Annotated in this window: 18 protein-coding genes; all 18 read right to left on the minus strand. The window is 64.8% G+C overall.

What is annotated here, in order from left to right; genetic code table 11:
* Positions 1 to 95 precede the first annotated feature (95 nt).
* The 18 genes from dnaE to JOE31_RS15010 all read right to left on the minus strand — a co-directional run bounded on the left by dnaE (position 96) and on the right by JOE31_RS15010 (position 22,670).
* Positions 96 to 3,653 (minus strand): DNA polymerase III subunit alpha, encoded by a 3,558-nt coding sequence (gene dnaE, locus JOE31_RS14925; protein ID WP_209745969.1) that lies wholly within the window; start codon positions 3,651 to 3,653, stop codon positions 96 to 98.
* Between the two features lie 36 nt (positions 3,654 to 3,689).
* The gene (locus JOE31_RS14930) at positions 3,690 to 4,616 is read right to left on the minus strand and encodes an RluA family pseudouridine synthase (protein WP_209745970.1); all 927 of its coding nucleotides are present in this window, start codon (positions 4,614 to 4,616) and stop codon (positions 3,690 to 3,692) included.
* Positions 4,609 to 5,175: a signal peptidase II gene (gene lspA / locus JOE31_RS14935; RefSeq protein ID WP_209745972.1), complete on the minus strand. Its 567-nt coding sequence runs from the start codon at positions 5,173 to 5,175 to the stop codon at positions 4,609 to 4,611. Before lspA ends, JOE31_RS14930 begins: the two co-directional genes overlap by 8 nt.
* A gap of 132 nt (positions 5,176 to 5,307) precedes the next feature.
* Positions 5,308 to 6,006 carry a DivIVA domain-containing protein gene (locus JOE31_RS14940; RefSeq protein WP_011691438.1) on the minus strand — a complete coding sequence of 233 codons (699 nt, stop codon included), beginning with the start codon at positions 6,004 to 6,006 and terminating at the stop codon, positions 5,308 to 5,310.
* Between the two features lie 174 nt (positions 6,007 to 6,180).
* Entirely contained in the window at positions 6,181 to 6,468 is a 288-nt protein-coding gene (locus JOE31_RS14945; protein ID WP_043480470.1) for a YggT family protein, read from the minus strand.
* A gap of 118 nt (positions 6,469 to 6,586) precedes the next feature.
* A complete protein-coding gene (locus tag JOE31_RS14950) occupies positions 6,587 to 7,123 on the minus strand; it encodes a cell division protein SepF (RefSeq protein WP_209745974.1) in 537 nt (178 codons plus the stop codon).
* Positions 7,124 to 7,211: 88 nt separating this feature from the next.
* Positions 7,212 to 7,958, minus strand: a complete 747-nt coding sequence (locus JOE31_RS14955) for a YggS family pyridoxal phosphate-dependent enzyme (protein ID WP_209745977.1) — start codon at positions 7,956 to 7,958, stop codon at positions 7,212 to 7,214.
* Complete coding sequence (locus JOE31_RS14960; protein WP_209745979.1) at positions 7,951 to 8,658, minus strand: polyphenol oxidase family protein; 708 nt, start codon at positions 8,656 to 8,658, stop codon at positions 7,951 to 7,953. The genes JOE31_RS14955 and JOE31_RS14960 overlap by 8 nt, the downstream gene beginning before the upstream one ends.
* A 45-nt stretch (positions 8,659 to 8,703) precedes the next feature.
* On the minus strand, positions 8,704 to 9,927 hold the full coding sequence (ftsZ, locus tag JOE31_RS14965) for a cell division protein FtsZ (RefSeq protein ID WP_209745981.1): 1,224 nt from the start codon (positions 9,925 to 9,927) through the stop codon (positions 8,704 to 8,706).
* Between the two features lie 273 nt (positions 9,928 to 10,200).
* On the minus strand, positions 10,201 to 11,082 hold the full coding sequence (locus JOE31_RS14970; RefSeq protein ID WP_209745983.1) for an FtsQ-type POTRA domain-containing protein: 882 nt from the start codon (positions 11,080 to 11,082) through the stop codon (positions 10,201 to 10,203).
* The gene (gene murC / locus JOE31_RS14975) at positions 11,075 to 12,478 is read right to left on the minus strand and encodes a UDP-N-acetylmuramate--L-alanine ligase (RefSeq protein ID WP_209745984.1); all 1,404 of its coding nucleotides are present in this window, start codon (positions 12,476 to 12,478) and stop codon (positions 11,075 to 11,077) included. The genes JOE31_RS14970 and murC overlap by 8 nt, the downstream gene beginning before the upstream one ends.
* Positions 12,475 to 13,575 (minus strand): undecaprenyldiphospho-muramoylpentapeptide beta-N-acetylglucosaminyltransferase, encoded by a 1,101-nt coding sequence (gene murG, locus JOE31_RS14980; RefSeq protein WP_209745986.1) that lies wholly within the window; start codon positions 13,573 to 13,575, stop codon positions 12,475 to 12,477. The genes murC and murG overlap by 4 nt, the downstream gene beginning before the upstream one ends.
* Positions 13,576 to 13,581: 6 nt before the next feature.
* The gene (gene ftsW / locus JOE31_RS14985) at positions 13,582 to 14,964 is read right to left on the minus strand and encodes a putative lipid II flippase FtsW (protein WP_209745988.1); all 1,383 of its coding nucleotides are present in this window, start codon (positions 14,962 to 14,964) and stop codon (positions 13,582 to 13,584) included.
* Between the two features lie 2 nt (positions 14,965 to 14,966).
* Positions 14,967 to 16,568 carry a UDP-N-acetylmuramoyl-L-alanine--D-glutamate ligase gene (gene murD, locus JOE31_RS14990; RefSeq protein ID WP_209745991.1) on the minus strand — a complete coding sequence of 534 codons (1,602 nt, stop codon included), beginning with the start codon at positions 16,566 to 16,568 and terminating at the stop codon, positions 14,967 to 14,969.
* Positions 16,550 to 17,659 (minus strand): phospho-N-acetylmuramoyl-pentapeptide-transferase, encoded by a 1,110-nt coding sequence (gene mraY / locus JOE31_RS14995; RefSeq protein ID WP_209745993.1) that lies wholly within the window; start codon positions 17,657 to 17,659, stop codon positions 16,550 to 16,552. The genes murD and mraY overlap by 19 nt, the downstream gene beginning before the upstream one ends.
* Positions 17,656 to 19,131 (minus strand): UDP-N-acetylmuramoyl-tripeptide--D-alanyl-D-alanine ligase, encoded by a 1,476-nt coding sequence (murF, locus tag JOE31_RS15000; protein WP_209745995.1) that lies wholly within the window; start codon positions 19,129 to 19,131, stop codon positions 17,656 to 17,658. The genes mraY and murF overlap by 4 nt, the downstream gene beginning before the upstream one ends.
* A gap of 6 nt (positions 19,132 to 19,137) precedes the next feature.
* Entirely contained in the window at positions 19,138 to 20,790 is a 1,653-nt protein-coding gene (locus JOE31_RS15005) for a UDP-N-acetylmuramoyl-L-alanyl-D-glutamate--2,6-diaminopimelate ligase (protein ID WP_209745997.1), read from the minus strand.
* 77 nt (positions 20,791 to 20,867) lie between these two features.
* Entirely contained in the window at positions 20,868 to 22,670 is a 1,803-nt protein-coding gene (locus tag JOE31_RS15010) for a penicillin-binding protein 2 (protein WP_209745999.1), read from the minus strand.
* Positions 22,671 to 22,678: the final 8 nt, after the last annotated feature.

The following is a 22,678-nucleotide window of genomic DNA, read 5'->3' on the forward strand; positions in this document are numbered from 1 at the left end:
GCGTGGACCGGGACGTAGCAGTCCGGCGAGGGACGCCTGGGTTACCCGGAAATCACTGCCGTGCCGGACTCCGGCGTCATCAGCGGCCCGGGCACCTAACTGTCCAGGCAGGTCGGTCCGAGGAGCACCTTCAGGTCGCCAAAGAGTGACGGACTCGGGTTGACCCGCAGATGGACCGGAAGAGCCATCACTTCCACCCTGGTGTCCCCCTGCAGGTGCAGTCTGACTTCCGAGTTGCCCCGGTGCGTCCTCAGCACGTCTCCGAGTTCCGTCACCACGGCCTCGGTGGCCTTGTGCGTCTGCATGGTGATCACCAACGGCCCGTTCAGCCCCTCGCTGAGGTCCGGGACGGACAGCTCCATGCAGTTCAGCGCAACGGCGCCGTCGTCGCGGCGCTGCAGCCGGCCCTTGACCACGACGACAAGGTCTTCGGCCAGCACGGAGGCGATAGGACCATACACCTGGCCGAAGAACATGACCTCAATTGAGCCGCCCAGGTCTTCGATCTCCGCCCGGGCATAGGCGTTGCCGCTGGCTTTCGCGATCCGCCTGCTCAGCGAGGTGATCATGCCCGCAATAGTGATGATGGCGCCGTCGTGCGGGCCGTCCTCCGCGATGATCGAGGTGATGGACTGGTCGGCGTGCTGGCTCAGCAGTCCTTCGAGGCCCTGCAGCGGGTGGTCCGAGACGTAGAGGCCCAGCATGTCGCGTTCGAAGGAGAGCTTGTCCTTTTTCTCCCACTCGGGAAGGTCCGGAATTTCGATGCTCAGGGACGCCTCGGATTCGGCTTCGTCGAAACCGGCAAAGAGGTCGAACTGACCGATCGCCTCGTTGCGCTTAAGCGTGATCACGGAGTCGATGGCTTCTTCATGGATCATGGCCAGCGCGCGCCGGTGGTGGTTCAGGGAGTCGAACGCGCCAGCCTTGATCAGGGATTCAATGGTGCGCTTGTTGCACACCACCGCCGGGACTTTCATGAGGTAGTCCTTGAAGGACGTGTAAGCGCCTTCTTTTTCGCGCGCCGCCACCATGGCTTCTACGGCGTTGACGCCAACGTTGCGGATGGCGCCCATGCCGAAGCGGATGTCGTTGCCCACAGGGGTGAAGTTGAGGGCGGACTCGTTGACGTCGGGCGGCAGCACCGTGATGCCCATTCGGCGGCATTCGTTGAGGTAGATCGCCGACTTGTCCTTGTCGTCGCCCACGGAGGTCAGCAGTGCGGCCATGTACTCCGGCGCGTAGTGCGCTTTCAGGTATGCGGTCCAGTAGGAGATCACGCCATAGGCGGCCGAGTGGGCCTTGTTGAAGGCGTAGTCGGAGAACGGAAGCAGGATGTCCCAGAGTGTTTTCACGGCTTCCATGGAGTAGCCGTTGTCCTGCATGCCCTGGGAGAAGCCGGCGAACTGCTTGTCGAGCTCTGATTTCTTCTTCTTGCCCATGGCGCGGCGGAGGATGTCTGCCTGGCCGAGGGAATAGCCGGCGAGCTTCTGCGCCACGGCCATCACCTGCTCCTGGTACACGATCAGCCCGTAGGTACCGCCCAGGATTTCCGAGAGCGGCTCCTCGAGCTCCGGGTGGATCGGTATGACCTCCTGGATCTTGTTCTTGCGCAGCGCGTAGTCGGTGTGTGCGTTGGCGCCCATCGGACCCGGCCGGTACAGGGCCAGGACCGCGGAGATGTCTTCGAAGTTGTCAGGCTTCATCAGCTTGAGGAGGGACCGCATGGGGCCGCCGTCGAGCTGGAACACCCCCAGGGTGTCGCCCCGGGCCAGCAGCTCGTAGGAGGCGGTGTCGTCAAGCTCCAGGGTTTCGAGGTCGAGATCGATGCCGCGGTTCATCTTGATGTTCTCGAGGGCGTCCGAAATGATCGTCAGGTTTCGAAGGCCCAGGAAGTCCATCTTGATCAAGCCGAGTCCTTCGGACGTCGGATAGTCGAACTGGGTGATGACCTGGCCGTCCTGGAAGCGGCGCATGATCGGAATCACGTCGATGATGGGGTCGGAGGACATGATCACGCCGGCGGCGTGCACGCCCCACTGCCGTTTCAGGCCTTCTATGCCCAGTGCCGTTTCGAAGACCTTGGCGGCCTCCGGGTCGGTGCTGATCAGCTGGCGGAAGTCACCGGCTTCGCTGTAGCGCTTGGCTTCCTTGTTCTGGATGTCGGCCAGCGGAATGTCCTTGGCCATCACGGCCGGCGGCAGAGCCTTGGTCAACGTCTCGCCCATGCTGAACGGGTAACCCAACACGCGCGAGGAGTCCTTCAGCGCCTGCTTGGTCTTGATGGTTCCGTAGGTGACGATCATGGCCACGCGCTCGTCGCCGTACTTGCGCGTGACGTAGTCAATGACTTCTGAGCGGCGCCGGTCATCGAAGTCAACGTCGAAGTCAGGCATCGAGACGCGGTCCGGGTTGAGGAAGCGTTCGAAGATCAGGCCGTGGTGGAGCGGATCCAGGTCGGTGATGCGCATGGCGTAAGCAACCATGGAGCCTGCACCCGAGCCACGTCCGGGACCCACCCGGATGCCGTTGTTCTTGGCCCAGTTGATGAAGTCGGCCACCACGAGGAAGTAGCCCGGGAAGCCCATGGAAGTGATGACTTCCAGCTCATAGTCGGCCTGCTTGCGGACCTTGTCCGGGATTCCCTGGGGATAGCGGTAATGGAGTCCCTTGTCGACTTCCTTGACGAGCCAGGACGTCTCGTCCTCCCCCTCGGGGCACGGGAACCGCGGCATGTAGTTGGCGCCGGTATTGAAGGAGACTTCGCAGCGCTCAGCGATCAGGAGAGTGTTGTCGCAGGCCTCGGGGTGGTCGCGGAACAGTTCCCGCATTTCCTGGGGCGACTTCAGGTAGTACCCGCTGCCGGAGAACGCAAACCGGGAACCGCCGTTGTCGTAGGTGGGCTCCAGGAGGGTGGAACCGGACTGGATGGCCAGTAGCGCCTCATGTGCCTTGGCGTCGTGCTCGTGCGTGTAGTGCAGGTCGTTGGTGGCCACCAGCGGAAGGTTCAGGTCCTTGGCCAGGCGCAGCAGGTCGCCCGTGACCCGCCGCTCGATGTCCAGGCCATGGTCCATCAGCTCGCAGAAGTAGTTCTCCGCGCCGAAGATGTCGCGGAACTCCGCCGCCGCCTCGAGCGCTTCACGGTACTGTCCCAGCCGAAGCCGGGTCTGGACCTCTCCGGACGGGCAGCCGGTGGTGGCGATGAGCCCTTCCGAGTAGGTGTTCAGCAGCTCACGGTCCAGCCGGGGCCATTTGCCGAAGACCGAGTCCAGCGACGCGATTGACGAGGCCCGGAACAGGTTCCGCATACCCACGTTGTTGTAGCTCAGCAGGGTCATGTGCGTGTACGAACCACCGCCGGAGACGTCGTCCTTGCGCTGGTTTTCCTCGCCCCACCGGACGCGGCTCTTGTCGCCGCGGGCGGTCCCGGGAGTCACATAGGCTTCGACGCCGATGATCGGTTTGATGCCCTTGTCAGTGGCCTTGCGCCAGAAATCGAAGGCACCGAAAAGATAGCCGTGGTCCGTTGTGGCCAGGGCCGGCATCCCCAGGCGTTCGGTTTCGTCGAACAACTCCCCCAGGCGGGCCGCCCCATCCAGCATGGAGTATTCGGTATGGGTGTGCAGGTGGACGAACGAGTCATTGCTGGAAGTCACCGGACCATTCTAGTGCCGAGCAGCGACAGTTCCGGCTCAGGCCTCCCCGGAGGCCAGAACTTCGAGTGCGTATGCAAGATCCTGCGGGTAGTCGCTGGTGACTGTCACGCGCTCCCCCGTCCTGGGACTGTCGAACCCAAGCTGGCGGGCGTGGAGCCATTGCCGGGTCAGGCCGAGCGTCGCGGCCAGCCGCGGATCTGCCCCGTACGTCAGGTCGCCCGCGCAGGGATGGCGCAGGGCGGAGAAGTGGACACGGATCTGGTGGGTCCGGCCGGTTTCAAGGTGCACCTCAACGAGGGAGGCCTTGCCGAAGGCCTCGAGGACTTCGTAGTGGGTGACGGATTCGCGGCCGTCTTCAATGACTGCGAAGCGCCAGTCATGGCCCGGGTGGCGGCCGATCGGCGCGTCGATCGTGCCCGCGAGGGGATCAGGCAGCCCCTGGACCACTGCGTGGTACACCTTGTCCACCGTGCGCTCCTTGAAGGCACGCTTGAGCGCTGTATAGGCGCGTTCCGATTTGGCGACCACCATGGCGCCGGAGGTGCCGACGTCGAGGCGGTGCACAATGCCCGCACGTTCGGGGGCGCCCGACGTCGAGATCCGGTAGCCCAGCCCGGCGAGGCCACCCACAACAGTGGGTCCCACCCATCCGGGGGAAGGGTGCGCGGCCACACCCACTGGCTTGTCGATGACCACGAAGTCCTCGTCGTCCAGCAGTATTTTCAGGCCTTCCACAACTTCCTCCACGACTTCCAGGGGGTCCCGCCGTTCAGGGACAACGACCTCCAGCACTGTGCCGGAGGCCAGCTTCAGGGACTTGCCCACGGCCTTTCCTCCGGAGCTGACGTTGCCCTCGGCGATCAGCGTTGCCGCCTGCGATCGGGATATACCCATCAGCCTGGCAAGGCCCGCATCGACGCGCGTGCCGGCGAGTTCCTCGGGAACGGTAAGTTTCTCAGGCATCCTGGCCCTCCGCCGGTTTCTGGAGCCGTGAACCGTCAAGGGATATACCCCGCAGCGTCAGCAGGCAAATGATCACGACGGCGGAGACAACAGCGGAATCGGCGATATTGAAAATGGCGAAATTCGGCAGCTGGATAAAGTCCACCACGTGGCCCATGGCGAACGACGGTTCCCGGAACAGTCGGTCAGTGAGGTTCCCCAAGGCACCGCCAAGAAGCAGGCCCAATGCCAGTGCCCACCACGCCGAACCGAGCTTGCGCAGCTGCAGGAGAATGGCAATCGACACGGCCGCCATGATGATGGTGAACACCCACGTCACGTTCTCGCCAATGGAAAAAGCGGCTCCGGAGTTGCGGATGTAATACCAGTGCAGCAACGGGGGCAGCACGGGAATGCGCTCCCCCTCCACCATGGTGCTGGTCACCCACAGCTTGGTGAGCTGGTCGAAGACGTAGGCGAAAACTGCGAAGCCGGCGAAGAGCGCCAGCAGGAACGCCTTACGCGGCCGGGCATGAGTCGTTGCTGGCTGCGCTGCGGCAGGTGCTGTTTCGTCAGTCATAGAGCTTTCATTCAAGAGCCGGTCCCGGGACAGGAAGGAGTTGCTGGTGCCCGCCATGTGTCGCATGGGTGGCGGTTAATGGCAAAAGCCGGCGGCCGAGGAGTCCTCAGCCACCGGCTTTCAGAATACTTGCTAAACGGCGGGGCTGCCGTCGCTAACCTCGGGCGCAGCCACGGAACCGCGGGCGTCCAGGTCGCGGAGCTGGCCTTCGATGTAGGCCTTCAGGCGTGAACGGTAGTCGCGCTCGAAACCGCGCAGCTGCTCCACCTTGCGTTCCAGGACGGACCGCTGCTGCTCCAGGGCACCGAGGATCTTGCGGGACTTCTCCTGCGCGTCGTTGACCAGGCTGCTGGCTTCGATCTGCGCCTCGGCGATGATCTTGTCCTTCTGCTGCTGGCCGTCGGCGACGTGCTTGTCGTGCATCTGCTGCGCCATGGCCAGCAGGCCGGCTGCGGATTCCGCCGTAGGGTTGACTGCGGCGGGGGCAGCCGCGGCGGGAACCGGAGCGAGTGCCGTTGCCGGCTCGGGAGCCTTCTTCTTGGCTTCGGCGGCCTTGGCCTCGGCTTCCGCCTTGGCCCGGGACTCGTCCTTTTCAGCCTTGACCGGGGCGGGGACCTTTTCCACCACCGGCGCCGCTGCTGCGGAGCTGGCGGGCGTGCCTGAGCCGCTCTCGGCAAGCTTCTTGCGAAGCTCGTCGTTCTCTTGGTTCAGGCGGCGCAGTTCGACGACGATTTCGTCCAGGAAGTCGTCAACTTCGTCCTGGTCGTAGCCTTCGCGGAACTTGGTCGGCTGAAAGCGCTTGTTGACAACGTCTTCTGGCGTCAAAGCCATCTGGTCACCTCGTTGGTCTAGTTAGTCAGTAGGCCTTCCGGCCGTCAAAACTACGGTACCTAAATATGGTCTGGTTCCTCTAATTCAACACTGAGGTGTCAAACCGGAGATTCTACGCGATGCCGTGGATGGCGGTTTCCCGCCCTGTCAGTGCGCCGCAAGCTGTAATGAAAATTACGCGAGATTCTTCACGATTGCCATAGCCACGCTGATAGCGATGAACAACAGCAAAAAGCCGAGATCCAGCGATATCCCGCCCAATCGCAAGGGCGGAATGAGGCGCCTCAGCACCTTCAGGGGCGGATCTGTGACGGAGTAGACAGTGTGGGCCGCCACCAGTGCAGCGCCCCTTGGCCTCCACTCACGGGCAAACATCTGTACCCAGTCGTAGACCAAACGGATGATCAATGCCACAAATACGAATAATAAAGCGATATAGACAAGTCCGAAAACAATTCCCATGAGTTAACTCATATCTCCATGTTCATTCCGGATACCGCAGTGTCCTGTTGCCGTTCTTATCTATTTCAGCACAGATGCCAGACAGGTCGCCTGCCTGGCATCCATACAAGCCCCGCTGCTAACTCTGGTTGAAGAAGCTGGCCTGCGTCTCGCTGACCTTCTTGTCGTCGCCGATGACCTCCACGTACGACGGCGAGAGCAGGAACACCTTGTTGGTGACCCGCTCGATGCTGCCGCGGAGGCCAAATACCAGCCCTGCCGAGAAATCGACCAGGCGCTTGGCATCGGCTTCGCCCATGTCCGTGACGTTCATAATGACGGGGATGCCATCACGGAAGCTTTCGCCGATCAGCTTGGCGTCATTGTAGGACCGCGGGTGGATCGTGGTGATCTGGCGAAGTCCGGTGGTCTCTTCGCGGCTCGAGGCCGCGCGCTTGATAGGTGTCACAGGTGCGCGATATTCCTCTTCGGCGGCGTGTGGAGTCGGAGTTTCACGGGCGACCTCGCGGACGGGCGCCGGTTCCCGGCGTTCCTCGCGGTCATGCTCCATTGAATCTTCCTCGTCCTTGTGCGGTGTGTGGTGCTCAGACTCGTAGTGTTCATCGCCATCGGCGAGCCCAAGATAGATCATTGTCTTGCGCAGAGCGCCAGCCATGGTCGACTCCTAATCGTGTCCGTAAGCGGGCCGCTGAGTTGACTTGACAGCATTGGAATCCCCGCCATTCTCTTCCAATACTTTGACGCTACCGCAACGCAGGACGCGAACCCAATATATCCGACCCTATTCTCAGGTGTGTCGCACCCGCCCTGATGGCGGATTCGAGATCCTGGCTCATGCCGGCGGAAATCCCCGTAGCCGAAGGGTGGTCACGGAGCAGCTGCGCCGATATTTCCGCCAGTTTGCCGAAGGCCGCATCAGGATCCGCACCCAGCGGAGCCACCGCCATGACGCCGGCGAGCACAAGCCCCGGTGATCCCGCCAGCTGGTCCGCCAGCGCGGGAACCTCCAGCCGGCTTGCGCCGCCCCGATGGCTTCCGGCGTCCTCGTCCAGGCTTACTTGGATGAAGCACTCAAGCGGCGCCCTGCCCGTCCGCTCCTGCTCCACGGCAATGGACTTGGCCAGGGCCGCCGCCAGTTGTGGCCGGTCCACGGAATGGATGGCATGGGCATACCGGACGACCGACTTCGCCTTGTTGCTCTGCAGCTGCCCCACGAAGTGCCACCGGAGTCCGAGATCACCAAGACTGGCGGCTTTCTCCGAAGCCTCCTGGTCGCGGTTCTCCCCCACATCGGTCACACCCAGCGCCGCCAGCCTGCGCACATCTGCGGCAGGGTGGAACTTGGTCACCACAATCAGCTCCGGCGGGTTGTCCGGACGGCCTGCGGCTTCCGTGGCGGCCGCGACCCTGCGCCGGACTGCTGCAAGCCTCGACTCGATGTCGATCAGGCGGGGGTCGTCCGGGGCCGTCACGTCAAGGGGCTCACTCACTGATCCACACCAGCCCGGCGAACCGGCCCGTGGCCGGGTTTCCGCGATAGGAGAACAAATCCACGTTTTCGAGGGTACAGGGTCCGGAATACACCACGGTGACCCCGTGGGCTGCAAGCTGGCTGCGCGCCCCGGCCGGAAGGTCAAGCCCGGGGGTGCCCCGGGATGTTGTTGACCAGGTCTCCGGAACGGCCGCGGCCACGTCCGCCCGCATGGCTTCCGGCACTTCGTAGCAGGATCCGCAGATGGACGGGCCTATCCAGGCCCGGATGTCCTCCGCTCCCTCGGCGCGCATGCGCGCCACCGTTTCCGGGATGACGCCGCTGGCCACACCCGGGCGGCCTGCGTGGGCAACAGCCAGGACGGGCTTTCCGCCCGGCGCCGCCCCGGCGAGGACCACCGGGACACAGTCCGCTACCATGACGGCGAGCGGGTGCCCGGAGGACACCATCGCGTCCGCGGTGGGACCGCCGGGTGCAGGGCTGTCCGCCGAGTCACCGATATAGGCCACCGCATTGCCGTGAACCTGGTTCATGTACTGGAAGCCGCCTGCGGGCAGGCCCGCTTCGGCCTCCAGGAGTTCCCTTCGCCGGAGGACTTCGGCCGGATCGTCTCCCACGTGGAGGGCGAGGTTGCCGGCCCCGGCGTCAGTGAATGCAACCCAGACGCCGGGCCGGACTTCGTTTCGCCACCAAAACAATCAAAACACCGCTAACTGACGAGCTGACAAAACGTCCTGCAAGGCCTACTTCAGGAAGTCGGGGACATCCAGGTCGTCCGAGCGGCTGCCGGAAAGGTCCGGCTCCACAACAGAAGGAAGGTCGACGTCGAATCCCGAGTCGGCGGGGACCGCCGAGGGACGCTGCTGGCCCCAGTTACTCAGGCCCGAAGCCCCGATCCCGGCATGGACCGGCTGGACGCGCTGTGCCGGCGCCTGGGCAGGCGCCGGAGCCGAGGTGGGCGCGGCCGGGCGCTGGGGAGCGGCCTGCGGCTGGGACTGGTCCATCGACGGCGAGGTGGCCTTGACGTCGTCAAAGCCTGCTGCGATGACTGTCACGCGGGCCTCGTCGCCAAGGGCGTCGTCGATGACGGCACCGAAGATGATGTTGGCCTCCGGGTGGGCAACTTCCTGGACCAGGCGGGCCGCCTCGTTGATCTCGAAGAGCCCGAGGTCCGAGCCGCCCTGGATGGACAGCAGGACGCCGTGGGCGCCGTCGATCGATGCTTCCAGGAGGGGGGAGGCGATGGCGAGTTCCGCGGCCTTGACGGCGCGGTCCTCGCCACGGGCAGAACCGATGCCCATGAGGGCGGAACCGGCACCCTGCATCACGGACTTGACGTCCGCGAAGTCAAGGTTGATCAGGCCCGGGGTGGTGATGAGGTCGGTGATGCCCTGGACACCGGACAGCAGGACCTGGTCGGCGGAGCGGAAGGCGTCCAGGACGGATACATTGCGGTCGCTGATGGACAGGAGGCGGTCGTTGGGGATCACGATCAGGGTGTCGACTTCGTCGCGGAGGGCGTCGATGCCCGCCTCGGCGGAACCTGCACGACGGCGGCCCTCGAAGGTGAACGGGCGCGTGACAACACCGATGGTGAGGGCGCCGAGCGAGCGAGCAATACGGGCAACCACGGGGGCGCCGCCAGTACCGGTGCCGCCACCCTCGCCGGCCGTCACGAAGACCATGTCTGCGCCGCGGATGACCTCTTCGATCTCGTCGGCGTGGTCCTCCGCCGCCTGCTTGCCGACCTCCGGGTTTGCACCGGCCCCGAGACCACGCGTCAGCTCGCGGCCTACGTCAAGTTTGACGTCGGCGTCGCTCATGAGCAGAGCCTGGGCATCGGTGTTAATTGCGATGAATTCGACACCGCGGAGACCGACTTCGATCATGCGGTTGACTGCGTTCACGCCACCGCCGCCGATGCCGACGACCTTGATGACGGCCAAGTAATTCTGCGGAGCTGCCACGTTACGTGTCCCTTGTTCGTGTCCTATTGCGAAAACTGATGGAGTCCTGCTTGAAGCTTTTAACCTTAACCTTCGACTTGAGGGTTATAGTTATGTCAAGTAACTCATGCTGTGACGCTATTTCCTATGCCTGAGACATTCAATGACCTGCTCCGCGTGTCGTGGGAATACCCGCGAAATAGAGCGGAAATCGCCTCGGACCACACCGCCGGTGCGCTGGTTCCCCAGCGCGGCTAAATGTTCGTCCCGGGGTTGTCCCCGGGGGCTCGCCCACTATCGTGTCACGGGATGCCGCGGCACGCTGACATCGTAGACCTGGACGGGGTTCTTGGGGTCCGCGGGCGCCTTCAGCAGGGCAGCGAGCACCTTGGCTTTGAGCTCCTTCTCCCCCGCATTGCCCCAGACAATGGTCTGGCCGTCCACTAGTTTGAGTTCGACGGCGTCAACCGACTTCGCCGAGGCATCGGACAACCTGGCGAGTACGTCGGCGGGCAACGCAGCCAGCACGCCCGTGATGGCCTTGAAAAGATCCTTGCCGATCACTCCGGCTCCGCCGTCGATCACCGGCAGCTGGATGCTGCCCGGGTCCTGGGTCGTGCCGAGCTGGACCCCGTCGACGTCGACCAGCTGGAACATTTCTCCCTGCTTCACCAGGGCGACCGGTGTGCGCTCATGGATGTGCACCACCAGTACCGACGGCGGCCGCGCCTCCGTGGTCACGTCCTTGACCTGGACGAGGGGCTGCAGCAGCTGCTTCACCTCGTCGTCATTCACCTGCGGCAGCGGTTTGCCGTGCAACGGCTTCAGGACGTCCTGGACCTGCCCGGGAGTCAGCATTTTGGTGCCGTCCACCGATACCGTCTGTACGGCGAACAGCGGCGAGTAGACGGCTGCCGCCAGCAGTCCGGCAACCAGCGCGGCAACAATGCACGCAGCCAGGATGATGTTGCGCCGGATCCGTCTCCCTTTGGGCTCCGGGAAGGACAGCACGTTTCCGGTGGCGGCGGGACGGGACGCCCCTTCGGCCGCGGGGGCGGCCTTGGAGGCGGATATGACGTCCGCGCGTCCGCTTGCCGGGTCGGCCTTTCCCTGGGTGGTCTTTCCCTGAGTGGCAGGCGAGCCGGTCTTGTAGGTCGGCCGGCGCGTGCTAGCCACCCGGCGCCTCCGCCAGCAGTGCCTCCACAATCAGCGGACCGTAGGCGGTGACGTCGCCCGCGCCGGCCGTGAGCACAATATCCCCGGCGGCCGCGTTGGCCACGACGGCCCGGACGGCGTCTTCGGCGGACACCAGCCGGCCGCCCCCGGAAAGCCGGTCACCGATCAGCTTGCTGCTGACCCCCGGGATCGGATCCTCCCGGGCCGGATAGATGTCCAGGACCAGGGCGGTGTCAGCGGAGTTGAGCGCCTCGGCGAAATCCGCTGCAAACTCCCTGGTGCGGGAAAACAGGTGAGGCTGGAACAGCACGTGAACCTTGTGGTCCCCCGCTACGGAACGTGCAGCGGCCAGCGCCGCCCGGACCTCGGTGGGGTGGTGGGCGTAGTCGTCGTAGACCCGCACTCCCCGGCCTTCTCCCTTGAACTCGAAGCGGCGTGATGCGCCGGAGAAATGGGCCAGGGCCCCGGAGGCCGCGTCGGGTGCGACGCCGAGTTCCAGGGCCACGGCAAATGCGGCTGCAGCGTTGAGGGCGTTGTGGCGTCCGGGAACCTGGAGGGCCAGTGCAAACATTCCCGCGCCGGTGGACACCCATACGTCTCCCGGGCCGCCGTCGTGCAGCCGCAGCTGCGCATCTTCAGCAGTGCCGTACGTAACCACCCTGGTGTTGCCCCGCGCCTTGGTCCGTTCCGCCAGTGCGCGGGCACCGGGATCATCGGCGCAGGCCACCAGAACGCCGTCGGTAGGGAGCAGCTCCGTGAAACGGTCGAACGACTTGTAGACGGCTTCGGCGGTGCCGTAGTAGTCAAGGTGGTCCGGTTCCACGTTGGTGACAACCGCAATGTGGGGACGGTAATTGAGGAACGACCCGTCGGATTCGTCGGCCTCGGCAACAAAGATGCCCGAAGTGCCGCTAGCGGCGTTCACCCCCAGGGACGGGACATTGGCCCCGATCGCAAAAGTGGGGTCCAGCCCGGCACCCTGCAGCAACACCGTGACCATGGACGTGGTGGTTGACTTCCCGTGGGTGCCGGCCACCGTAACCACCCGGTCACCCGCCATGGCCGCCGCCAGCGCCTCCGAACGGTGCAAGACGGGCAGCCCGGCGGCATGCGCGGCCTGGAGTTCCGGATTGTCCGCACGGATGGCGGAGCCGGCCACCACGGTCTCGGCCGCGCCCAGGTTGACGGCGGAATAGCCCACGTGGATGCCCGCGCCGGCAGCAGCGAGGTCTGCCATGACCGGAAGGTCTTTGGCATCGGAGCCCGTCACCGGGACACCGCGGGCCACCATGATCCGGGCCACTGCGGACATGCCCACGCCGCCAATGCCGATGAAATGCACGCGGCCCAAAGATGCCAGGCTCCGCACGGCCGTGCCTGCTGTGGACGTCGTCATTTGCTTACCGCTTCCAGGACCAGATCGGCCATACGGCGATCTGCGTTTCGGATACCGAGGGCTTCAGAGCTGGCCGCCATTTTCGCCAGCCGGGCAGGATCTGAGAGCAGCGGGATGATTTCCCTGCTGACCCATTCGGGCGTGAACGATTCGTCGTCAACCACCAGGGCCCCTCCCGCTTGCACCGGACCGGCGGCGTTGAGGGCCTGTTCGCCGTTGCCGATCGGGAGCGGAACGAACACGGCCGGGACACCCACAGCAGCGGTTTCGCAGACCGTGGCCGCTCCTGCACGCCCCAGCAGCAGGTCGGCGGCCGCGTAGACGTTCTCCATCCCGTCGACATACTCCACCTGGCGGTAGCCGTCCGCGGCGAGAGGTTTGCCTTCGCCGTCAAGCACTGACTTGCCCTTCCCGGTGATGTGCAGGGTCTGGATTCCGGCCTTGGCCAGTGCTTCCACGGACGCCGCAATGGTCCTGTTGATGCTCTGCGCCCCGGACGAGCCGCCGGTGACAATAAGCGCCGGCATGTGCTGGTCCAGGCCCAGCAGCTCACGTGCAGCATGCCGGGAAGCGGCGCGATCCAGCCCGGAGACTTCCCTGCGCATTGGCATGCCGACGTGACGGGCACCGCGCAGCTTCGTGCCAGCAAATGCGACGCCGACGTGGTGGCTGAAGCGGGCACCTACCTTGTTGGCCAGTCCGGCCCGGGTGTTGGCTTCGTGAATGACAATGGGAATTTTTCGGCGCCGGGCGGCGAGGTACAGCGGGGTGCAGACGTAACCGCCCACGCCGACCAGGACGTCCGCGTGAGCGTCATCGAGGATCCTTCCGGCCTGCTTAACAGCGCCGGCCAGCCGTCCCGGCAGCCGCAGGAGGTCCAGCGACGGCCGGCGGGGAAAGGGCACACGGCTGATGGTGACCAACTCCAGGCCGGCCGCGGGGACCAGCCTGGTTTCCATTCCGCTGGGCGTTCCCACCGCCAGGAGGCGAACGTCCGGACGAACGTCCCGCAAGGCGGCCGCGATGGCCAGCAGCGGACTGATGTGCCCCGCCGTTCCGCCGCCGGCAAGGACTACTGACAAAGACTCGGCATTCATTAAGTGCTATTTACGCTTTCGTGTGGGGTGCGGGCGGCCGCCCTTGGTGCGGAACTTGAGCAGCCGCTTGGGCTGCACGCTTGGCGCCATCTGTTCCCGGGCCAACGACAACACTACGCCGACGGCACACAACGACATCAGCAACGCTGAGCCGCCATAGGAAATGAAGGGCAGCGGTACGCCGATGACGGGAACGAGTCCGGTGACCACGGACATGTTCACGGTGGCCTGGCCGAGCAGCCACACCATGATGGTCCCTGCAAGGACGCGGTGGAAGAGGTCCTCCTGCGCCACCACCACACGGTAGATCGCGGCACCCAGGATGGCAAAGAGGATGAGCACGACGACGGTGCCCACCAGGCCGAGTTCCTCGCCGATGATCGCGAAGATGAAGTCGTTGTGGGCTTCCGGGATCCAGCTGTACTTTTGCCGGCTTTGCCCCAGCCCGACCCCCAGCCAACCGCCGGAGGCAAGCCCGTAGAGGCCGTTGGTTGACTGGTAGTTGGCGTCAATGCCTTCGCCGCAGGAGTTTCCGGTCCACCAGGACGTAATCCGGCACATCCGGTTGGAGCTTGTCACAGCCATGAACCCGGCCCCGGCCACGGCGACCAGGGCCGCGATGCCGAACATGTAGAGCGGGACGCCGGCAAAGAACAGCGCAGCGGCCATGATCATCATGATGATCATTCCAGTGCCGAGGTCATTCCCGGCCAGGACCAGCCCGATGATGCCGGCGGCAGCAGGAAGGACCGGAACCACCACGTGCTGCCAGCGGTGGAGCAGTTTTGCTTTGACCGCCAGCACGGTCGCCATCCAAAGCGCCAGGGCGAGCTTGGCCGCTTCTGACGGCTGGAAGGTGATGCCGCCGAATTCAATCCAGTTCTGGTTGCCGTTGGTACTCGTGCCGATCAGGAGCACGAGTACCAGGAGCACGTAGGCTCCGGCGATCCCCGGCCAGGCCAGGCGCTTGAGCCAGACCACGTTGACGCGCGAGAGGACGAACATCAGGAAAACCCCGATGGCGGCGAACATGCCCTGCTTGAGTGCTGCCGTGTACGGCGACTCCCCCGCCGCGATCGCCTCGACGCTGGACGCGGACAGCACCATCATGATGCCGATGGCCGTCAGTGCGAGGGTGGACCCGAGGATCAGGTAGTACGTGGAACCGTTGCGTGACTTTCCGGTTCCTTCCAGCTTCGCCCAGAAACTCCGGTGCCAGCCGCGAAGCCTGGCCAGCGGCGGCACGTGGCCGGTCCCTGCGGTCCCGCGGGCCCGGTCCTTTGGCGACGGCGGTTTGGAACCTGCCGCCTTGCCTGTCCGCGAAGCCGGCGGGTGCGGGGTTGCGCCCCGCTGCCTGGCAGCCGGGGCACGGGTGGGCGTGCTGACCATTGTTACTCCTCGCCGGTCTGAGCCTGCCCTTCCACGAGCCCGCGGACAGCTTCAATGAAGGCGTCGCCACGGTGAGCGTAGGAAGAGAACTGATCCATGGAAGCAGCCGCCGGGGCCATGAGCACAGTGTCTCCCGGAGAAGCCAGCTGTGCCGCTGCGGCGACGGCCTGGGCCATCACAGTTTCCCCGTAAATCGGCGAGGGCACTGTGCCGGCATCGCCCGTCCCGGCTGACTGCACATTTTCAGTGTCGCCCTTCGTGCGCCCGATCACGGGGACATCCGGTGCGTGTCGCTTGAGGGCGTCCGAGAGCGCCGTGGTGTCCGCTCCGATCAGTACTACGGCCTTCAGCCGCGGCGCCTGTTCCTGGACAAGTTCGTCATAGCTCACGCCTTTGGAGAGACCGCCGGCGATCCAGATGACGTTGGTGAAGGCGGACAGCGATGCAGCAGCGGCGTGCGGGTTCGTGGCTTTGGAGTCGTTGATCCACAACACATCGTTGTACCGGGCTACAAGCTGGATGCGGTGTTCTCCGGGAATGTAGTCCTTCAGTCCTTGGCGTACCGCCTTCGGTTCCACACCGTAAGCCCGGACCAGGGCCGCCGCTGCCAGGGCGTTGGCCACCATGTGGCGCGGGGCCACCGGGCCGAGGTCCGACATCGCGGCAAGCTCGGCAGCGCTGTCCTTGCGCTCGGGTATGAAGGCGCGGTCCACCAGGAGGCCCTCGACCACGCCGAGCATGCTGATGGCCGGCGTTAACGTTGTGAAACCGACGGCACGGCAGCCTTCCACGACGTCCGCGTTCTCCACCATGCGTTCTGTTTCGATCTGCTCGGCGTTGTAGATGCAGGCCTTTTGCGTCTGCTCATAAACCTTCGCCTTGTCGGCCAGGTACGAGGCGTAGGATCCGTGCCAGTCCACGTGGTCCTCAGCAACGTTGAGGCACACACTTGCGATCGGAGAGACGGAGTGGCTCCAGTGCAGTTGGAAGCTTGACAGCTCGACGGCAAAGACATCGTATTCAACCGGGTCGCGCAGGGCGTCCAGGATGGGCGTTCCCACGTTTCCGACGGCGATGGCTTTGAGCCCGGCCGCCTGCAGCATGGATTCGGTGAGGCCCACCGTTGTGGTCTTCCCGTTCGTTCCGGTGATGGTCAGCCAGTCCGCGGTCTTGCGGCCCTTCCGTTCGCGCACGCGCCAGGCAAGTTCCACATCGCCCCATACCGGGATGTGGGACCGGGCAGCCGCCGCGAGAAGGGCCTGGTCCGGGCGCCATCCCGGTGACGTCACAATGAGGTCCGGTTTCAGGCCGTCAATTTTCGGCACGGAGTGCACGGCGTCCTCGCCGAGGAGGACATCCACGGCACCCACGATCTTCAGGGTGTCCGCCTGGGCCCGCGCCGTGGGACTGGTAGCGGCGTCAACCACCACAACACGGGCACCGAGTTCGATCAGGGTGTCTGCCGCGGCGAAGCCGGACACGCCGATTCCGGTCACCACCACCCTGAGCCCGGCCCAGTCCGAGTCCCAGCTCACCAGGTTTTCGAGACGGGGAGACGTTGCCAGCGGCGAAGGTATAGGACTGCTCACAGCAGGACCACCCATTCTGCGTAGAAGATGCCCAGACCCGCGGCGACGAAGAGGCCGCCGAGGATCCAGAACCGGACCACCACGGTGACTTCCGCCCAGCCCTTGAGTTCAAAGTGGTGCTGGAGCGGAGCCATCTTGAAGAACCGCTTGCCCTTCGTGATCTTGAAGTAGCCCACCTGGATGATCACGGAAAGTGTGATGAGGACGAAAAGTCCGCCGATGAAGGCGAGCAGGAGTTCGGTCCGGGACAGGATGGCGAAGCCGGCGACGGCACCGCCGATGGCCAGCGAGCCGGTGTCGCCCATGAAGATTTTCGCCGGGGAGGTGTTCCACCACAGGAAGCCAACCAGGGCCGCACTCAAGATCGCGGCCAGCAGTGCCAGGTCCAGCGGATCCCGGACGGAATAGCAGCCGCCGCCGGTCTGCCGCGGCGAACCGCAGGCCTGGTTGCTCTGCCAGATGCCCATCAGTGTGTAGGCTCCGAACACCATCACCGAGGCCCCCGCCGCGAGCCCGTCCAGGCCGTCGGTGAGGTTCACGCCGTTGGTGGCAGCCGTCACGATCAGGTTGGACCACAGGACGAACAGAATGGCGCCGAGGACTGTGCCGCCGAAAGCAAGGTTCAGCCACGGGATGTCCCGCACCAGGGAGATCTGGGTGGATGCGGGGGTGACGCCGTCGGCATTGGGAAAGTTCAAGGCCAGGACAGCGAAAATGATGCCTACGGCGCCCTGCAGTACCAGCTTGGCTTTGGCGTTCAGGCCTAGGCTGCGCTGCTTGGAAATCTTGATGAAGTCGTCCAGGAATCCCACCAGCCCCATTCCCACCATGAGGAACAGGAGCAGGAGTGCGGAGGCCGACGGCCCGGGTGACCTTGGATTCATCATCCACATGATCAGGTGGGTCAGCGCGTAACTCAGCAGGACCGCGAAGACCACCACGGTGCCGCCCATGGTCGGGGTGCCGCGCTTGGTGTGGTGCGATGTGGGACCGTCGTCCCGGATGAACTGGCCGTAGCTCTTCCGCACCAGTAGACGGATGAACAGCGGGGTTCCCACCAACGCAAACAGCAGGGCCAGGCCAGCGCCGATCAGCAGTGCAATCACAGCGACTCGCTCCCTTCATTGGCGGTTGCTCGGACTTGTGGGGGTAATGCTATCCGATCACCCAGATGCCTCAGCCCCACACTGTTGGAGGACTTGAAGAGGACAAGATCGCCTGGTTCCAGCTCACGTTGGAGGAGGTCGTAGGCCTCGTCAACCGACTCGGTGAAGACGCACTCGTCGCCCCAGGAGCCTTCATTGACGGCGGAGACGTAGAGAGAACGGGCCTCGCGGCCAACCACTACCAGGCGCGAAATGTTGAGCCTCACCACCTGCGTGCCGACTGCCATGTGCTCTCGAATGGACTCATCGCCCAGTTCCAGCATGGCGCCCAAAACGGCCCAGGTCCGGCGTCCCCGGCCGAGGTCCGCCAGCGTCCGCAAGGCAGCGCGCATGGATTCGGGATTGGCGTTGTAGGCATCGTTGATGATGGTCACGCCGTCCGGCCGCTCGGTGCGTTCCATCCGCCAGCGGCTGGCCGCGGACTGTGTGCTGAGGGAGGCCGCGATCCGTTCACCCGTGACACCGGCAGCGTAGGCGGCTCCGGCCGCTGCCAGGAGGTTGGTCACGTGGTGTGCGCCAATGAGGCGGCTGCTTACCTGGTGCCCTTCGGTTTCGCCGGGGAAGAGAAGTTCGAACTCGGGATTTCCGGCCGGGTTCGTTTCGACGTGGACGGCACGCAGGTCGGCACCCGGGACGTCGTCAGCCGGCTGTGCCGAGAAGCCCAGGACGTTGGCAGTGGTCCTGCTCCTCATCGCGGCAACACGGCCGTCATCGAGGTTGACCACAGCGGTTCCGTTGTCGGGGAGGGCCTCAAGCAGCTCGCCCTTGGCCACGGCGATGTTGTCCACGCCGCCGAATTCACCGGCATGGGCGGTTCCAACGCCCAGGACCACTCCGATGGAGGGACGCACCATGTCCGCGAGATAGCGGATGTGGCCGATCCCGGTGGCGCCCATCTCGATCACCAGGTAGCGGGTGTCGAACCCGGCCTGGAAAACAGTGAGCGGAACACCCACTTCGCCGTTATAGGAGCCCTGGGGTGAAACGGTGCTGCCTTCGGCGGAAAGGATTCCGGCGAGGAGGTCCTTCGTGGTGGTTTTGCCGGCGGACCCGGTGATGCCGATGACGGTGAATTCCGTACCCTCAGCCTCACGGCGGGCACGGATGCGGCGCACTGATTCGGCGGCCAGTTCGCCCATGGCCAGGACCGCGTCCTTCACCACGATGGCGGGATACGTCGTGCCGGTGCCGTCGGTGACGTCCCGTTCCACGAGGGCCAGGGCGGCGCCGCGTTCAAAGGCTGCGCCGATGAAGTCGTGGCCGTCAGCGCTTTCGCCGGGCTTGGCCACATAGAGGGACCCCTCAGTGGCTTCCCGGGAATCGGTGACCACTGCCGAGGGCGTGATGGTCGGATCGGCGGCAAGGCGGCCGTCTGTAATTTCGGCTATTTCCGCCGCAGTAAATGCAATCATCTCGGTCTAGGACTCTATCCGCTCGTCATTCAGAACGGTGAATCCGCGTGCTGTCAAGGCCTCGCGGAGCTCCACCCTGTCGTCGAGCGCCAGGTTGACGCCTTTGACTTCCTGCCAGACTTCGTGGCCGCGCCCGGCTACCAGGATCGTGTCCTGCGGCTGCGCCATGTTGACGGCCTCCCGGATCGCCACGTCGCGTGGGTACGATTCCAGGATCGTGCAGCCAAGGCCGCCGGATTCCTTCGCCTCGCGCGCGCCCGCCAGGACGTCCGCACGGATGGCGGCGGCGTCCTCGTCGTGGGGGTCGTCGTCGCTGATGATCACGACGTCCGCAAGCCGCGCCGCGATGGCCCCCATGGCCGGGCGTTTGCCCTGGTCCCGCTGTCCGGTGGCGCCGAAGACCACAATCACCCTCGAACCGGGTTCGGTTGAGCGCACAGCCTCCAGCGCACGCTGCAGGGCATCCGGGTTGTGGGCGAAGTCGACGACGGCGGCCGGCGCAGTGGAGACGAGCTGCATGCGTCCCGGAACGGCAACGGTGAACGGATCAGCCTCGTCCAGGGCAGCCTGCAGCGTGGCCGGCTCGACGCCGCTGGCCAGTACCATAACGGTCGCGAGGGCGGCGTTGGAAACATTGAAGCTTCCCGGCAGCCCCGTGTGTACACGCAGTTCGCTGCCGTCCCGGTGCCGCAGCCGGAACTGCGTGCCAAGGCCCCGGGGGGCGGCGGCCGTGACTGTCCAGTCAGCAGCCGGCGCCGCGGGATCGTTGGCCTGGGCGGTCGCCAGGGTGGTGACCGGAATTTCGGCCGCGGATGCGAGGCGGCGGCCCCACTCGTCGTCTACGGTGATCACGGCCGACTTGGCGTGCCGGGGCGTGAAGAGCCGGGCCTTGGTCTGGAAATATTCGTCCATGGTCCCGTGGAGGTCCAGGTGGTCCTGGGTGAGGTTGGTGAAGCCGGCGACGTCGAACTGCACCCCGTCGACGCGGTGGAACGATACTGCGTGCGAGGAGACCTCCATCGACGCAGCGTCCAGGCCGCGTTCACGCATCAGTGCCAGCAGCGCGTGAAGGTCGGTGGACTCAGGCGTGGTCAGCAGGCTGGGAATCGGCGCACCGCCCGCGAGGATCTCGATGGTGCCGATCAGGCCGGTCCGGCGGCCCAGCGCCTGCAGGAGCGCATTAATGAAGTACGTGGTGGTGGTTTTGCCGTTGGTGCCGGTAACACCGAACAGCGACGGCGAAGTCCCGCCTTCCGGCCGGCTCTGGTAGATCAGTGCCGCGAGCCCGCCCACGGCGCTGCGGGGCCCGTCAACCACCAGGACCGGTACGGGAGTGTCCGCTGACAACGCAAGCAGCCTGGCGCCGTCGTCGTCCGTCACTACCGCGACGGCGCCTGCCGCGACGGCCTGCGATACGAAGTCAGCTCCATGCCTGGCGGCGCCGGGCAAGGCGACATAGAGATCGCCCGGCTGGACGGTCCTCGAGTTCAGGGAAATCCCGGTGACAGGGATGGAGCTGGATGCCCCGGGAACGACGACGCCGACAGACTCGCCGATGGTGCCAAGGGGCACCGCGGCAACGGCGGTCGGCCGGAACCCGGAACCGGGAACCGCGCCGCCCGTTGTATCGGTACTGCCTGGGGCATGGTGCTCTGACAAGTGGATCTCCGTTGGTGCTAGTGGATCACACCGGGCGTAGAGGACGTTCCCCTCGTACGTACGATGCTGTGGACGTGCTACTTGACGTATTGGGGCAGCCTGACCGGCTCGCCCGTCGATGGCGGAACGTTGTAGGTCCGCAGCGCCTGGCTCATCACGGAGCGGAATACCGGACCATTGGTGATTCCGTAGATACTGCCTTTGGGACGCTGCAGGACAACTTCAACAATAAACCGCGGATCGTCCATCGGCGCCATCCCCACCATCGAGGCCGTGTAGCCGCAGTATCCGGACTTGCCGTCGTCGCACGGAGATTCGGAGGTTCCCGTCTTGGCGCCGACGCGGTAACCATCGATGGCCGCGTCCTTGATCTGGCCCTCGGTCACTGCGCTCTCCAGGATGTCCCGCACCTGTTTCGCTGTTTCCTTTGACACGATTTGCCGGCTTTCCTTCGCCGGGACTTTCTCCTCGGTTCCGTCCGGGCTGATATAGCTGTCGATCAGGCGCGGCTGCAGCATGACTCCATCGTTGGCAATCGACTGATAGGCACGGACGGTCTGCAGCGTGGATTGCGACACACCCTGGCCGAACAGGACGGTGTACTCCTGCCGGCCGTCCCACTGATCGGCCGGGGTGAGGATGCCGCTCGCTTCGGCGGGAAGGCCGATGTCCGGGGCTTCGCCGATTCCGAACTTCTGCAGCCAGTCATGCCGCTGTTCCTTCGTGAGGCGCTGCCCGGCCATGACCGTTCCCGTGTTCATGGACCAGCCGAGGATGCCGGCCAGGGTCCGTTCCTCAGTCCCGTGATCGAACGAGTCAGTGAAGACCTGTCCGTCCACTACGTAGGACGGCGGGATGGTGAAATGGTCCAACGGGCTGGACTTGCCTTCTTCAATGACTGACGCGGCGGTGATCATCTTTTCCACGGAGCCCGGCTCGTAAGCGGCTGTCACCGAACGAACGCCGCGGTCCTTGGCTGCCACCTTTCCGGGGTCGTTGGGATCCGGGGCGTTGGTGTCTGCCATGGCGATGATGTTGCCGGTCTTGATGTCTTGGACAATGATGACGCCCCATTCGGCGCTCAGCTTGTCCGACTGGTTCTGGATGGCCTGCTGGGCAAAATACTGCAGGTCCGAGTTGAGGGTAAGCCGGATGTCCTTGCCGTCGACAGCGGGCGTCAGTTCGTCTACGCCAACCGGGATACGCAGGCCGTCTGCACCGATTTCGAAGAGCCGCTTGCCGGGAGTTCCCTTGAGGATCTCGTCCTGCGTCTGCTCCAGCCCCGCCTGGCCGGTTGTGCCGTCCTGCAGGAAGCCGACGATGCCGCCGGCCACGGCACCGTTGGGGTAGACGCGCTTGCTGGTTCCAACGGTGACGATTCCCGGAATCTGCAGCTTGGAAATCCGGTCCTCCATGTCGGGCTTAAGGTCCTTCGCCACGATGTAGTAGGGCTTCTCCCCCGTCAGTGCGTCCTTGACGTCTGCCGGATCCTGTCCCAGCACGGCTGCCAGCTCCTGGATGCCCTTGTCCCTGGAAACGGTAACGAGCTCTTCCTTGTCGCCGACGGTGTCCAGTCGTTTGAATGACTCCGTCTTCGTGTTGACGCGCTGATCCACCACCACGTTGTAGCGGATGACGCTGTTGGCGAGGACCGTCCCGTTCGCATCCAGGATGCTGCCGCGCTCGGCCGGGAGTTCTATCGGGGTAAGCCGGTTGTTCAGCGCCGCTTCGGCCATTCCGCCGATGTCCAGCCCCTGGACCATGAACAGTTTTCCGCCCACCACAAGCAGCAGCGCCAGCATCATGCCCAGGCCGAGGCGGAGCCTCCTGGTGGCGTTGGGCACTTTTGCGGTTGTCTTCTTGCCGGTGCTCTTCGCCACGGTGAGTC

The sequence above is a fragment of the Arthrobacter sp. PvP023 genome (assembly GCF_017832975.1).
Classification (GTDB): Bacteria; Actinomycetota; Actinomycetes; order Actinomycetales; family Micrococcaceae; genus Arthrobacter.

Coding starts and splice junctions, on each gene's coding strand:
- JOE31_RS14930 (WP_209745970.1), bottom strand. CDS start 4,616: ATGCCTGAGAAACTTACCGTTCCCGAGGAACTCGCCGGCACGCGCGTC.
- lspA (WP_209745972.1), bottom strand. CDS start 5,175: ATGACTGACGAAACAGCACCTGCCGCAGCGCAGCCAGCAACGACTCAT.
- JOE31_RS14940 (WP_011691438.1), bottom strand. CDS start 6,006: ATGGCTTTGACGCCAGAAGACGTTGTCAACAAGCGCTTTCAGCCGACC.
- JOE31_RS14945 (WP_043480470.1), bottom strand. CDS start 6,468: ATGGGAATTGTTTTCGGACTTGTCTATATCGCTTTATTATTCGTATTT.
- JOE31_RS14950 (WP_209745974.1), bottom strand. CDS start 7,123: ATGGCTGGCGCTCTGCGCAAGACAATGATCTATCTTGGGCTCGCCGAT.
- murC (WP_209745984.1), bottom strand. CDS start 12,478: ATGACGACGTCCACAGCAGGCACGGCCGTGCGGAGCCTGGCATCTTTG.
- murG (WP_209745986.1), bottom strand. CDS start 13,575: ATGAATGCCGAGTCTTTGTCAGTAGTCCTTGCCGGCGGCGGAACGGCG.
- ftsW (WP_209745988.1), bottom strand. CDS start 14,964: ATGGTCAGCACGCCCACCCGTGCCCCGGCTGCCAGGCAGCGGGGCGCA.
- murD (WP_209745991.1), bottom strand. CDS start 16,568: ATGGGTGGTCCTGCTGTGAGCAGTCCTATACCTTCGCCGCTGGCAACG.
- murF (WP_209745995.1), bottom strand. CDS start 19,131: ATGATTGCATTTACTGCGGCGGAAATAGCCGAAATTACAGACGGCCGC.